The 13,625-nt window shown below is 41.2% G+C and carries 13 protein-coding genes and 1 pseudogene; all 14 read left to right on the top strand.

What is annotated here, in order from left to right; all coding sequences use genetic code 11:
* The 14 genes and pseudogenes from RBB56_RS01525 (at position 1) to RBB56_RS01460 (ending at position 13,605) form a co-directional block, all read left to right on the top strand.
* On the top strand, positions 1-468 hold the full coding sequence (locus RBB56_RS01525; RefSeq protein ID WP_306720645.1) for a chemotaxis protein CheW: 468 nt from the start codon (positions 1-3) through the stop codon (positions 466-468).
* Between the two features lie 9 nt (positions 469-477).
* Positions 478-1,092 (top strand): chemotaxis protein CheC, encoded by a 615-nt coding sequence (locus RBB56_RS01520; protein ID WP_306720643.1) that lies wholly within the window; start codon positions 478-480, stop codon positions 1,090-1,092.
* 43 nt (positions 1,093-1,135) lie between these two features.
* Entirely contained in the window at positions 1,136-1,621 is a 486-nt protein-coding gene (locus RBB56_RS01515) for a chemotaxis protein CheD (RefSeq protein ID WP_306720642.1), read from the top strand.
* Between the two features lie 38 nt (positions 1,622-1,659).
* A complete protein-coding gene (locus RBB56_RS01510; RefSeq protein WP_306720641.1) occupies positions 1,660-1,920 on the top strand; it encodes a hypothetical protein in 261 nt (86 codons plus the stop codon).
* A gap of 32 nt (positions 1,921-1,952) precedes the next feature.
* The gene (locus RBB56_RS01505) at positions 1,953-2,720 is read left to right on the top strand and encodes a FliA/WhiG family RNA polymerase sigma factor (protein WP_306720640.1); all 768 of its coding nucleotides are present in this window, start codon (positions 1,953-1,955) and stop codon (positions 2,718-2,720) included.
* A 14-nt stretch (positions 2,721-2,734) separates the two neighbouring features.
* On the top strand, positions 2,735-4,318 hold the full coding sequence (locus RBB56_RS01500; RefSeq protein WP_306720639.1) for a DUF342 domain-containing protein: 1,584 nt from the start codon (positions 2,735-2,737) through the stop codon (positions 4,316-4,318).
* A 21-nt stretch (positions 4,319-4,339) separates the two neighbouring features.
* Positions 4,340-4,666 (top strand): hypothetical protein, encoded by a 327-nt coding sequence (locus RBB56_RS01495; protein WP_306720638.1) that lies wholly within the window; start codon positions 4,340-4,342, stop codon positions 4,664-4,666.
* A 13-nt stretch (positions 4,667-4,679) separates the two neighbouring features.
* Entirely contained in the window at positions 4,680-5,495 is an 816-nt protein-coding gene (locus tag RBB56_RS01490) for a DUF6115 domain-containing protein (protein WP_306720637.1), read from the top strand.
* Between the two features lie 56 nt (positions 5,496-5,551).
* Entirely contained in the window at positions 5,552-6,139 is a 588-nt protein-coding gene (locus tag RBB56_RS01485; protein WP_306720636.1) for a hypothetical protein, read from the top strand.
* Positions 6,140-6,348: 209 nt separating this feature from the next.
* Complete coding sequence (gene rpsB, locus RBB56_RS01480; protein WP_306720634.1) at positions 6,349-7,116, top strand: 30S ribosomal protein S2; 768 nt, start codon at positions 6,349-6,351, stop codon at positions 7,114-7,116.
* Positions 7,117-7,141: 25 nt separating this feature from the next.
* A complete protein-coding gene (tsf, locus tag RBB56_RS01475; protein ID WP_306720632.1) occupies positions 7,142-8,077 on the top strand; it encodes a translation elongation factor Ts in 936 nt (311 codons plus the stop codon).
* A 254-nt stretch (positions 8,078-8,331) separates the two neighbouring features.
* Positions 8,332-8,694, top strand: coding sequence for a hypothetical protein (locus tag RBB56_RS01470; RefSeq protein ID WP_306720631.1), 363 nt, complete (start codon positions 8,332-8,334; stop codon positions 8,692-8,694).
* Positions 8,690-11,116 (top strand): annotated as a pseudogene (locus RBB56_RS01465) (alpha-mannosidase); the annotation flags it as partial. The gene RBB56_RS01470 and the pseudogene RBB56_RS01465, both read left to right, overlap by 5 nt.
* 47 nt (positions 11,117-11,163) lie before the next feature.
* Positions 11,164-13,605: a beta-mannosidase gene (locus tag RBB56_RS01460; RefSeq protein ID WP_306720630.1), complete on the top strand. Its 2,442-nt coding sequence runs from the start codon at positions 11,164-11,166 to the stop codon at positions 13,603-13,605.
* Positions 13,606-13,625 lie beyond the last annotated feature (20 nt).

Genomic DNA, 13,625 nt, shown 5'->3' with positions numbered 1-13,625 from the left:
ATGGAAGAATTAAAAGTAGGCACAGAGAGTGACGTTACTCAATTCATAGTAGTACGCCTTGGTGAAGAACAGTATGGTATCAATATTAAATATGTGGATAACATTGTTCGTATGCAGCATATTACCAGAGTTCCCAAGGTGCAGGAATATTTACGCGGAGTTATCAATTTGCGCGGCGAAGTGATTCCTGTTATGAGTATTCGCTTGAAGATGGAACTCGATTTGGATGAATATACGAAGTCCACCAGAATTATCATTTTAAAGTTGGAGCAACAGGGTAATATCGGCGTAATTGTCGATGAAGTGAAAGAGGTAGTTACCCTGGATCAGTCACAGATTGAAAAAGTAGCATATGACAGTAAAGAAGAGCGTGAAAACTTTATTTTTGCAATTGGAAAGTATGGGGATGGAGGATTGATATCCCTTCTTGACTTGAATACGGTTGTACTGGATAGAGAGAACGCATAGGAGGTTTGTGTGTCTAATCTTGATTTGGAGACGATGTCTCAGGAGTATTTTGACGTATTAAAGGAATTGGGTAATATTGGAGCCGGTAATGCGACGACAGCCTTGGCACAGATGCTGCAATGCAAAGTGGACATGTCCGTTCCACAAGTAAAATTGCTTGATTTTCAGGATGTAGCTTCCCTTATGGGGGGGGAAGAGCAGTTAATGGCGGGCATATATCTCGGTGTAGAAGGCGATATCAGCGGAAGCATTATGTTTTTACTTGAGAAAGATTCGGCGAGGCATTTAGTTAGTAAACTTATGGGAATGACCTTAGACGGAGATGATTTTTCAGAAATGGAAATGTCTGCACTGCAGGAGGTTGGTAACATTATAACCGGATCTTACTTGAATTCCTTGTCATCTCTTACAGGATTAAGTATATATCCTACGATTCCATCATTGGCAATAGATATGGCAGGAGCAATTTTAAGCGTTCCCGCAATTGAATTTGGAACTTTAGGAGATAAAATACTATTGATTCAAACGCAGTTTTTTGATGAGATTCAGTTGGATGGCTATTTTATCCTGATTCCTGATTTGGAGTCTTACGGAAAGATACTGTCTTCTCTCGGGATTATGTGAGGATAGTTGTGTACTAGAGAAAAATAGGAGACTCAAGAAAGTTATGAGTGAAACAATAAAAGTCGGAATGGCGGACCTTAAAATATGTGTGAGTCCGGATGCCGTCACCACTTTAGGATTAGGGTCTTGTGTTGGTATTGCAATTCGGGACCCTGTTACTAAAGTGGGCGGTCTAGCACACATCATGCTTCCAGATAGCACACAGATTAAAAACAACAGTAATATTCCTAAGTTTGCGGATACAGGAATTGTCGAACTGGTGCGTCAAATAGTCGCGAAAGGAGCAAATCAAGGCCGGCTTGTGGCGAAGATTGCGGGCGGAGCACAGATGTTCGCATTTCAAAATAAATCAGATTTAGTCCGTATTGGAGATAGGAATGTAGAGGCAACGAAGAAGAAATTATCGGAGCTTAAAATACCGCTCTTGGCACATGATACAGGAGAAAATTACGGAAGAACCGTTATATTCTATCCGGAAACAGGAGATTTTGTGATTCGTGCGGTGGGTAAAACGGAAAGGGTAATATAAATGTGGTTACTCCACAGGGATAAAAGAGGGGAGAAACAATGAAACGAAAATTGATACCGCCCTTTTTGATGCTGTTTGCAGGTGCATTTACCAGTATTACGATGTGGTTACTCCACTATGAAACAAATAAAATGCTTTTGATTCTGCTTGGTGTACTAGTGCTTTTTTACATAATAGGCTGTCTGTTGAAATGGATGCTCGATCTTTTCGACAAGCAAAATGAGGTGCTTACGATGTCTGAAGAAGTGGAACAATCGGAAGAAAGAGAGGCTGGAGAAGGGGAGCCGGCTAATTCATAGGTGGATAATCTTAAAGGTAACTGGAGGAGAGTATGGACGAAACAGGCAGAAAAAAGCTGTGGGAGGAATACGGAAGGGCCCAGATGCCGGAAATACGTGAAAAGCTTATCTTGGAATACGCTCCGCTTGTTAAACTTGTAGCAGGTAGGCTTAGTATGTATCTGGGTTATAATGTAGAATATGATGATTTGGTGGGATATGGTGTTTTCGGCTTGATCGATGCGATCGATAAATTTGACAGCATGAAAGAGGTAAAGTTCGAAACTTATGCGAGTCTGCGAATTAGGGGAGCTATCCTTGATCAGATACGCAAGATGGATTGGATTCCTCGGACAATAAGACAGCGGCAGAAGAAAATTGATACTGCGATTAAGGAAATAGAAGCGATACACGGAAGAAATGCGACTGATGAGGAAATTGCAGCAACACTTGGGATTACGGAGACGGAATTTATCGAGTGGCAGTCGCAGATGAAAATCACCAATGTTGTATCATTGAATGAATTTATGGAACAGGGAAGTGAAGTTCCTATTGAGAACAATAGAAATGCTCATTTCGACAGCCCGGAAGAAGTAGTAGAAAAGGGAGAATTGAAAAAAATGTTGGGAGAGGCACTCGCCCTTCTTACGGAAAGGGAGCGTAGTGTCATTGAATTATATTATTATGAGGATTTGACATTAAAGGAAATCAGTAATATTTTAGAAGTATCTGAATCGAGGATTTCACAACTGCATACACGGGGGTTGCAGAAGATGAAAACTAAAATGGGGAACTATATAGGCGTATTGACTGCGAAATAAAGGGGTTATTTCATATGAATGGATATTTTCAACTTATTTGTGGAGATAAATTGACGAAGCTACAAGTATTTCCACCTACAGATGGGGGCATGGCGGTTTCTATGGGCGAGATTCTGGAGTATTTGACGAACAGGAATATCGCTTATGATAATGAAGCACTACATTCGGTAATTGGGAGAAATGAAGCTTATGCAGTAGTGATAAACAATGAAACGAAAAGAGAAGAGAGAGAAAGCTATAAAATAGTTGTGAATCCGGACAAGATGACGGCAATTGTTCGTTTTTATCCATCTTCTCATGGCGGCGAAAATATAACCAAGAAAGAATTTATGGATGATCTTGGTTTTAAAGGCATAAAGTATGGTATACAGGAAGAGGAAATTGATAAATATTTCGAAAAAAGACGTTATTGTGAAGATATTATCGTAGCGAGAGGAAAAGAACCGCGCCATGGCAGTGATGCATATATTGAATATTATTTCAAAACTGACTTAAAGGCGAAACCAACGTTAAAAGAAGATGGAAGTGTGGACTTCTTTCATTTAAATACGATAAATCACTGTCATAAAGGCGAGGTAATTGCCAGATTGTTTCCAGAGGATGCAGGTGAATCTGGTACGAACGTTGCAGGAGAGAGAATAAAACCCAGGGACGTTAAAAAGAAAGTATTGAAATATAGCAGAAACGTTACGCTTTCAGAGGATAAGCTCTCAATGATATCCGAAGTGGATGGGCATGTAACTCTGGTGGATGAAAAAGTATTTGTATCGGATGTTCTGGCAGTTGATAACGTGGATAATTCAACGGGGAATATTGACTACGAAGGAAGCGTGAAGATAAAGGGAAATGTCTGTGCTAATTTTACTGTTAAGGCAAGAGGCAATATCGAGGTACAGGGTGTTGTCGAGGGAGCCTATCTCGAGGCGGGCGGCGATATTATTATAGCCAGAGGTATGAATGGCATGAATCGTGGTATTTTAAGAGCACAAGGAAATATCATTTCGAAATTCATGGAAAATACTACGGCGATGGCGGGCGGCTATGTATCTGCAGAGTCTATTTTGCACAGTACTGTTCAGTCAGCGAGTGAGATTACAGTAAGCGGCCGCCGGGGGTTTATCACAGGTGGTCGTGTGAGCGCAACTAATACGATTACTGTTAAGACACTCGGTTCTTCTATGGGAGCAGATACAATTATCGAAGTAGGGGCAGACCCTACGATTAAGGTAAGAATACAGGAACTACAAAAAGATATTATGGAAGCAACGAAGGTCGTTCGTTCTGTGCAGCCTCTTCTGGCTGCAACCCAACAGAAGTTGGCGAAAGGTATGAAACTACCGCCTGATCAAATACAATACATGAAGTCCCTCATTATGTTAAACAAGGAAAAGGCAAAGGAAATAGAAGAAAAAACAGAAGAAATAGATCGAATTCAGGAAGCTATCGGTAACATGACCGGAGCACAGGTTGTTGTGACCGGTGTGGTATTTGCCGGAACAAGAATTTGTATCGGTGATGTATCCATGGTAGTGAAAAACGAAATGCAGTATTGTAAGTTCCTTAAAATTGATGGAGAAGTAAAAATGACAGCACTTTGATAAAAAAGGAGGTCATAAAAGATGTCAATTAGTCGTATTGAACTGCAAGGGCAGATTGCACGTGCCCAAGATTACACAACGATAAGGCATAATGAAAACAATAAAGGCATAGTGGATCAGAATAATTTCCAGACCCAATTCAATAAAGTGGTGGATGAACGTACCACACAGGTTCACCATGGAGAAAATACTGAAAATCAAAATAAGCGATTCGATGCAAAAGATAAGGGAAATGGGCAATATTCCGGAGATGGCGGACAGAATCGTAAAAAGGATGAAGGAAAAAATAAAGACTCCGACGGAAAAGTCTTTATTAAAAATATGAGCAGATTCGATATGAAAATTTAGGAGAATGCAGTCTATGAGTACAGCAGAAATTGTCCTTCTTGTTATTGGTGGCATTATAATGGTACTAAGTTATGTATTGCCCGCCAGAAAGGACAAGACGGAAGAAAAAGCGCCGCAGATCGATAGAGAACAGATAAAAGAGTTGTTGGAAAAAGAAATTGCGGATGCGAAATATCGTATTAATGATATTGTAGATGAGACGATTACTTATTCGATGGAAAAGACCGAACGCTCCATGGAACGATTGACAAATGAGAAAATTATGGCAGTTAATGAGTATTCAGACTTTGTCTTAGAGACAATTAATAAAAGTCATAATGAAATTATCTTTTTATACGATATGCTCACGGATAAGCATGATAGTTTGTTAAATGCAGTAAATGAAGCCGGAAAAGCATCAAAGGAAATACAACAGGTGATACAATATAGTGTAGACGATAAAAGTCACCCTAAGAAGGAAGAGGCGAAGAAGGAAGAAAAGCCGGCAAGTAAGGAATTGCCAAAGAAAAACGGACAAGTAACAATTCTTCCTGAAATAAAAGTCGAGTTTGCCCCGATAGAGCCGGAAAAGGTGGTAACAAAAAGAGGTACAAGGCGCAAGACGGATGCAAACAAAACAAAAATAGTCGGAAATGAAAAAAAAGTAAAGTCGGAAGCAGTAAAATCTGAAAAAGGTATCGCTGAGGAAACGGAAGACGGTAGAAGAAATAACAATGAACAAATATTGATACTTCATAAGTTAGGGAAATCCAATGCGGAAATAGCAAAAGATTTGGGGCTTGGCGTCGGAGAAGTGAAATTAGTCATTGACCTGTTTAAGGCAACTTAAACTTTTAAGCAGGCTTAAAAAATGCGTGGCAAAGATAGAGGCAGGCAGGAGCAAGTATGAATTTGAAATATTACTTAAGAGGCATTGGACTGGGTGTCATAGTTACAGTTGTTATTATGTCTATTATAACCGGTGGAAGAAAAGAATCGCTAACTAACGAAGAAATTAAGGAAAGAGCGAAGGCTCTTGGTATGATAGAAGATAAGGTGCTGACAGAATATATGGAAGACCGAAAGCAGCGAGAAGAGGGTGCCTTGGTAAAAAAAGAAACTGAAGCAGCAGAGGTAACAGTTGATTCTTCATTTACCGGGTCAGTTCAGGAAGAAGAGAATGCAGGCTTGGAAAAGAATACTCCGGAAGAAAGGGCGGCTTCAGATACGGAAGAAGACAGAGGCTTTGAAGAAGGGGACGAAGGTATGCTTCCTACAGGGCCGACAATTTTCACAGTTAAAAAGGGAGAACTTCCTTATAGTATAGGAGAGCGCCTTGTGAAGAGTGAATTAATCTCTTCGGCGGAGGAATTCGAGACTTATATGCTTAACAATGGTTATGATAGAAAAGTTATGGCTGGTGAATATAAGATACCTGCTGGTGCGAATGAGGAAACAATTGCAAGATTGATTACGGGACAAAGGGTAGAATAGTAGCAACTATTCAGTAGGTCTATGCATTATAGATAAAATAAATTTAGTTAGTTTAGTAAAAACCCTTGTCAGAAGGGTTTTTGTTATGTTATAATTCGAATGTTGTGAAAAAACACATGTGCTCATTTGTTGTCGGTGCCTTTGATTTATAAAGGTAGGCAATGGAGTAAAGTGCATGGAAGTAAACTAACCAAATGGAGGTAGAAACAATGAGCGTTATTTCAATGAAACAGTTATTAGAAGCAGGTGTACATTTCGGTCACCAGACAAGAAGATGGAACCCTAAGATGGCTCCTTACATCTTCACAGAGAGAAATGGTATTCATATCATCGACTTACAGAAATCTGTAGGTAAAGTTGATGAAGCTTACAAAGCAGTATTCGATATTGCATCACAGGGTGGAACCATTCTTTTCGTTGGAACGAAGAAACAGGCACAGGATGCTGTGAAAACAGAAGCAGAACGTTGCGGAATGTACTATGTAAATGAAAGATGGTTAGGCGGTATGCTTACTAACTTTAAGACTATCCGTAGCAGAATTGATAGATTAAAGAAAATTGAAGCAATGTCACAGGACGGAACTTTCGATGTTCTACCCAAAAAAGAAGTTATTGAACTGAAAAAAGAGTGGGAAAAACTTGAGAAGAACTTAGGCGGAATTAAGAATATGACAAGAATTCCGGATGCAATTTTTGTAGTAGACCCTAAGAAGGAAAGAATCTGTGTACAGGAATCACATACACTCGGTATTACTTTGATCGGTATCGGTGATACTAACAGCGACCCGGAAGAACTCGATTACATCATCCCTGGTAATGATGACGCAATCAGAGCTGTAAAATTAATCGTTTCCAAAATGGCTGATGCTGTAATCGAAGCAAATCAGGGAGCGGAAGCATTCGTAGAAGTAGCAGAAGAAATGACAGCACAGGCGGATACTCAGGCAACTGATATGGAAGAAATCGCAGCAGAATAAGTTCAGTTTAATGGAGGGAAATGAAATGAATATCACAGCAGGAATGGTAAAAGAGTTAAGAGAACTTACTGGTGCAGGCATGATGGACTGCAAAAAGGCACTTACCGAAAATAACGGTGATATGGAAGCATCAGTAGAGTATTTAAGAAAGAACGGACAGGCGAAAGCGGAGAAAAAAGCTGGTAGAATTGCAGCAGAAGGACTTTGCCGTATCGCTGTGGACGGAGATAAATGTGCAGCAGTTGTTGAAGTTAACTCCGAAACGGACTTTGTTGCAAAGAATGAAGATTTCCAGAACTTCGTTGAGAACGTTGCAAAACAGGCAGTAGCATCTGATTCAGCGGATATCGAAGCATTTTTGGATGAAACATGGAAAGAAGATACTTCTAAGACTGTAAAGGAAGCTTTGGTCGATAAGGTTTCAGTAATCGGTGAGAACTTAAATATCAGAAGATTTGAAAAAGTAGTAGCGGAGAACGGCTGTGTTGTTTCTTATGTACATGGCGGCGGAAGAATTGGCGTTATCGTGGAAGCGGATACAGATGTTGTAAATGATGATGTGAAAACAGCTCTGTCTAACGTGGCTATGCAAATCGCAGCTCTTGCTCCTAAATATGTTTCTACCGATGAAGTTTCTGAGGAATATAAGGAGCATGAGAAAGAAATTCTTATGGCTCAGATCGCACAGGATCCTAAGATGGCAGGAAAGCCGGAGAAGGTAATCGAAGGCGCAGTAATGGGACGCTTAAACAAAGAATTAAAGGAAGTATGCCTCTTAGAGCAGGTATATGTAAAAGCGGAAGATGGAAAGCAGACAGTTGCTCAGTACATCGCACAGGTTGCAAAAGATAACAGTGCAAACCTTTCAGTTAAGAGATTCGTTCGCTTCGAGACAGGCGAAGGTCTTGAGAAAAAAGAAGAAAACTTTGCAGATGAAGTTGCAAAGCAGATGGGAAACTAGTCTGAATATTTTAAATATCAGTATGATGCCATGAAAAAACCGATCCCCAAAAGTTAGACCAAAAATCTAATGATTGGGAGGTCGGTTTTTTCATGGCACTTTTATATACACTGCGTCTTTTCTGTTGATAAGAATTCAAATACCTCTTATACTATAGATACTATTATAATATAAGCAGTATCAGCCAATATAAATGAAGAATGAGTTTTCAAAACAAAAGACCAGCTTTTAAAGATTACATATGAGGAATCGATATGAAAAAATGGGCAAAAAGGTTACAAACATTTTTCTATCAGCAGACAATTACAAAACGTATCATTCTGGTTATTACCATATTGAGTATTATTTCTAATATGGCATTTGTCGGCAGTGTCTTTCTGATTATGAAAAATCAATTGCTTAGCAAGACAAAGACGGAACATACGAAGGATATCCAGATGATTGAAAAACAATTGGATATGTTTTTCCAAGGAATTCGTAACGATGCAATCGCTGTTCTGGTAAGTGAAAACTGTCAGACATTACTATCTCAGTCGCCGGAATCGCAGGAAGCTGATACTACTACCCAATACCGCAAATATAAGCTGATTCAGAGTTTGATCATGAGTACCATATGATGAAGTAATCGCTACCTGTATCGGGCATACTCATATCGATGTGGCATGGTGGTGGACGGTAGAGCAGACAAGAGAGAAGGTAGGAAGAAGCTTTGCCACAGTATTGAAGCTGATGGAGGAATATCCGAATTATAAGTTTATGTCCAGTCAGCCTCAGCTTTATGAATTCTTAAAAGAGAGATATCCCGATTTGTATGCGAGGATAAAGGAACGAGTGAGGGAAGGACGCTGGGAACCGGAAGGCGGCATGTGGGTGGAAGCGGATACCAACTTGACGTCCGGGGAGTCCTTGGTACGTCAGTTCCTTTACGGTAAGCGATTCTTTAAAGAAGAGTTCGGCGTAGATTGCAAGATGCTATGGCTGCCTGATGTGTTTGGATATTCAGGAGCACTGCCGCAGATTATGAAGAAAAGCGGTATTGACTATTTTATGACGACGAAACTGGCGTGGAATCAAATCGATAAAATGCCTTATGATACCTTCTTCTGGAAAGGAATCGATGGTTCGGCAATATTTACTCATTTGGTAACGACACTGGACGTGGGACAGAGTACGGATAATTTCTTCACCACCTACAATGGACGTCTTCATCCCGATTCGATTATGGGTGGATGGAAAAGATATCAGAACAAGGAGATTAATAACGATATTTTAATTTCCTACGGATATGGAGATGGAGGCGGCGGCCCTACAAGGGAAATGCTGGAGACCTCTTTGAGAATGGAGAAGGGAATTAAGGGAATCCCCAAGGTGCGTCAGGAATTTTCAGGTATTTATTTCAAAGAGCTTTTCGATCGGGTAAAAGATAACCGCAGGCTTCCTGTCTGGGAAGGAGAACTGTATTTCGAATATCATAGAGGAACCTATACCTCTATGGCGAGGAATAAACGCTCCAACAGAAAAAGCGAGTTTCTTATGATGGATTTGGAGCTTCTCAGCCTGTTTGCCGCATGGCAGGGTATCCCCTATCCTAAGGAAAAGATAGATGAGATGTGGAAAGTACTTCTTTTGAATCAGTTCCATGATATTCTTCCGGGGTCATCCATTCACGAAGTATATGAAGTGACTAAGAAGGAATATGAACAGTTAGCGCAAGACGGAGATATGCTGTTGAAAGAATGCATGGGAACGCTGGCCGGAGAAGGGGATGCAGTGACTGTATTCAACACCCTCGGCTTCGATAGAGGTGATATCGTTCATCTGCCGGGGGATATGCAAGGGGCGCTTCGCGATGAGGAAGGAACCTTATATCCCATCCAGAAAACGGAGGAAGGCGCACTTGCTTTTGTGAAAGATATTCCTTCCAAAGGGTTTAAAAGCTTTGAGATAACAGCGGGAGAAGAAATGATGGAAAGCCCCTTTGTGAGGATGGACAGCAAGCTGGAAACTCCTTACTATATGGTAGAATTCGATGAAAGCGGGCATTTTACTTCTATTTACGATAAGAAAAATGAAAGGGAAGTATTACAGGAAGGGGAGAAGGGCAATCTTTTTGAGATGTATGAGGATAAGCCGATTTATTACGATAATTGGGATATCGATATTTATCATACAGAAAAAAGCTGGAAAGTGGAAGACCTTACGGCGATGCAGTGGAAGGAAGACGGTCCGATATGTACAGTACTTCATTTAGAGCGTAAGGTGAGCAATTCTCTGATTAAGCAGAAGATATATTTTTATGCAGACAGTCCGAGAATAGACTTTGAAACATATGTGGATTGGAAGGAGTCCCAGCATTTGCTGAAAGTTCATTTCCCGGTGGATATTCATACGGATGAGGCTGCTTTCGATATTCAGTTTGGAAGTCTGACAAGGAAGGTACATACGAATACGAGCTGGGATATGGCCCGGTTTGAATCGTGCGGACAAAAATGGATGGATCTTTCCGAAGGGCACTATGGGGTCAGCTTGTTGAATGATTGTAAATACGGTCACTCTGTGAAGGATTCCGTTATTACTCTTACCTTAATTAAATCAGGGATTGAACCTAATCCGGTAACGGATCAGGAAGAACATTTCTTCACCTATTCCTTGTATCCGCATGCAGGAAATTTAAGTGCATGTGACACGGTAAAGGAAAGTTATCAGCTCAATGTGCCCCTTCGAGCATTAGCGGCAGGCGAGCCTGGCCGGAAGGAATCGCTTTTATCTGTGAATGCGTCCAATATAATGATAGAGACCATTAAGGCATCGGAAGATGGGGAAGGAATCATTATCCGTATGTATGAGTTTGAAAATGCGAAGACACATGCGACAATTAGTTTTGGTATGGGTAAGAAGATAAAAGGGGTATATGAATGCAATTTAATGGAAGAGCCGGAGGATGTTCTGACAGAATATACGGATAAGGAGTTTAGTTTCCTCATCAAACCTTTTGAGATTAAAACGTATAAGGTGATTTTAATGGATTTTCACACGTAACAGTGAAGGTACTGAACTGTTACAGTTTCTGAGAATGGAGATGAAAAATGGAAAAGCAACAGTTAAAGACAGGTTGGAAGCTTGTGTGGAATGATAAGCTTTTGGAAACGGAAGTACCTTGTTCCGTATATTCCGACTTGTTAAAACACGGTGAGATTGAAGAACCTTTTTACAGGTATAATGAAGAAGCAGCCTTGCCTCTGTCGGAAAGGGATTATGTATATAAGCTTTGCTTTGATGCAGAAGAAGGCTTATTCCAATGTGGGAAGATATGGCTTTGCTTCCAAGGAGTGGATACCCTTGCTGATATCTTTTTGAATGGCGTTTTTCTTGGCAAGACATTCAATATGCATAGAGAGTGGGAATTTCCCGTAGAAAGTATTCTAAGAGAAAAGGAAAACCTTCTGGAAGTTCATCTGTTTTCACCGATACGCTATATGGAGGAGCAGATAGAAGTCCATGGGGCGATTCCATGCAATACGGATACTTTGGATGGCTTCCCTTACCTTCGTAAGTCCAGTTGTATGTCGGGTTGGGATTGGGCGCCTAAGCTGCCGGATATGGGAATATTCAGACAGGTGTTTCTGAACGGTACTGATAAAGTGAGAATCGCGGATGTACATATCCGCCAGGAGCATGAAAAAGAAAAGGTTCGGCTTTCCCTCCATGTGGATATGGAGAAGCTGGAAGAGAAAGCGGTATGTGACTATCGCGTTACTATAATTGCTCCTGATAGAAGTACGGCTATATGGGAGGGATCACCGGAAAGCATAGAAATTACAAAACCCTCACTTTGGTGGCCCAGAGGCTACGGAAAACAGGATTTGTATACGGTTAAGGTGGAGGCTGTTGCGGACGGCGACGTGGTGGATATATGGCAGCGGCGCATAGGGCTTCGCACAATGACTATGAAGATAGAAAAGGATGCATGGGGAGAAAGCTTTGCCCATGAGGTGAATGGCATAGCCGTATTCGCTATGGGGGCTGACTATATACCAGAGGACTGCCTTCTGCCCCGCGTAAGTGAAGAAACGACGAGAAAGCTTCTGGAGCAGTGTGCGCTGGCGAATTATAACGCCATCAGGGTATGGGGTGGTGCCTACTACCCAGATGATTGGTTCTATGATGCATGTGATGAGCTGGGACTTCTCGTGTGGCAGGACTTTATGTTTGCTTGTGCGACCTATTTGCTGACGGAGGAATTCGAGGAGAATATTAGCTGGGAAATTATACAGAATGTACGAAGAATACGTCATCATGCCTGTCTTGGTCTATGGTGCGGCAATAATGAGATGGAAGATATGCTCCTTGGAGGTTATTGTGAGAATCACAGCAAGACGCAGCGGCTGTTAGGAGATTACACTCGTATGTACAGTTATATTATTCCCAGGCTGGTTAAGGCGGAAGATCCGGACACCTTTTATTGGCCCTCCAGCCCTTCTTCGGGAGGGGATTTCGATAATCCCCAGGATGAAACGAGAGGAGACGCCCACTACTGGCAAGTATGGCACGGATATAAGCCTTTTCCTGACTATAGAAAGCATAATTTCCGTTATGCATCGGAATTCGGATTCGAAGCTATGCCTTCCTTGAAGACGATAGAAGCCTTCACGCTGCCGGAAGATAGAAATGTATTTTCTTATGTAATGGAGAGGCATCAGCGAAGTGAGAATGGCTATGCGAAGATGATGGTTTATATCTCGCAATATTTTAAGTATCCGAAGGATTTTTCTACTCTTATTTATGCCTCTCAATTGATGCAGGGACAGGCTATGCGTTATGCGGTGGAACATTGGAGACGGCATAGAGGAGAATGTATGGGAGCGATCGTATGGCAGTTGAACGACTGCTGGCCGGTAACGTCCTGGTCCTCCATCGATTATTTTGGACGTTGGAAAGCGCTGCATTATTTTGAGAAACGTTTCTTCGCACCAGTTATGATTTCCTGTTGCGAAGAAGGCCTTTTGACGCAGAATCCCAATATCAATGCGAGGCCTTACGCGGTGGAGAAGAGTATTCGTTTAAATGTAGCGAACGAAACGAGAGAAGACAGGAAAGTAACAGTGCGTTATAGTCTGCGCGATAATCACTCTTGCATAATAGGCGAGGAGAAAGAAGAAGAAATTATGGTTCCCGCATTAACAAGCGTATGGCTGGTAAAGGAAGAACTGCCCCATGCCAGGTTAAAGAAGGATCATCTCTCTTATCTTTGTATGCAGGGAGAAGAGATTATTTCAGAAGGAAGTGTTATCTTTTCTATGCCGAAGTTCTACGATTATGTGAATCCTGAACTTAAAGTTCGTACAGAAGGAGATGAGGTGGTCGTTACGGCTAAGGCTTATGCGGCCTCGGTAGAGCTTCTCAATGAAGAGGAGGATTGGGTATTATCGGATAATTATTTCGATATGGAAGCCGGTGAGAAGAGGGTAAAGATTTTATCCGGCACACCGAATGGCATAAAGGTTCGAAGCATTTATGATATTGCCTGATAAGTTATAGATTAAGAAAG

The sequence above is a fragment of the Kineothrix sp. MB12-C1 genome, assembly GCF_030863805.1.
GTDB lineage: Bacteria > Bacillota > Clostridia > Lachnospirales > Lachnospiraceae > Kineothrix.
Note: the sequence above shows the minus strand (reverse complement) of the source record. Positions and strands in the feature narration are given on the sequence as shown.

Bases quoted from the DNA above. Each gene is read 5' to 3' on its own strand.
- RBB56_RS01525 (WP_306720645.1), top strand. From the start codon at position 1: ATGGAAGAATTAAAAGTAGGCACAGAGAGTGACGTTACTCAATTCATA.
- RBB56_RS01515 (WP_306720642.1), top strand. From the start codon at position 1,136: ATGAGTGAAACAATAAAAGTCGGAATGGCGGACCTTAAAATATGTGTG.
- RBB56_RS01510 (WP_306720641.1), top strand. From the start codon at position 1,660: ATGAAACGAAAATTGATACCGCCCTTTTTGATGCTGTTTGCAGGTGCA.
- RBB56_RS01505 (WP_306720640.1), top strand. From the start codon at position 1,953: ATGGACGAAACAGGCAGAAAAAAGCTGTGGGAGGAATACGGAAGGGCC.
- RBB56_RS01500 (WP_306720639.1), top strand. From the start codon at position 2,735: ATGAATGGATATTTTCAACTTATTTGTGGAGATAAATTGACGAAGCTA.
- RBB56_RS01495 (WP_306720638.1), top strand. From the start codon at position 4,340: ATGTCAATTAGTCGTATTGAACTGCAAGGGCAGATTGCACGTGCCCAA.
- RBB56_RS01490 (WP_306720637.1), top strand. From the start codon at position 4,680: ATGAGTACAGCAGAAATTGTCCTTCTTGTTATTGGTGGCATTATAATG.
- RBB56_RS01485 (WP_306720636.1), top strand. From the start codon at position 5,552: ATGAATTTGAAATATTACTTAAGAGGCATTGGACTGGGTGTCATAGTT.
- rpsB (WP_306720634.1), top strand. From the start codon at position 6,349: ATGAGCGTTATTTCAATGAAACAGTTATTAGAAGCAGGTGTACATTTC.
- tsf (WP_306720632.1), top strand. From the start codon at position 7,142: ATGAATATCACAGCAGGAATGGTAAAAGAGTTAAGAGAACTTACTGGT.
- RBB56_RS01470 (WP_306720631.1), top strand. From the start codon at position 8,332: ATGAAAAAATGGGCAAAAAGGTTACAAACATTTTTCTATCAGCAGACA.
- RBB56_RS01460 (WP_306720630.1), top strand. From the start codon at position 11,164: ATGGAAAAGCAACAGTTAAAGACAGGTTGGAAGCTTGTGTGGAATGAT.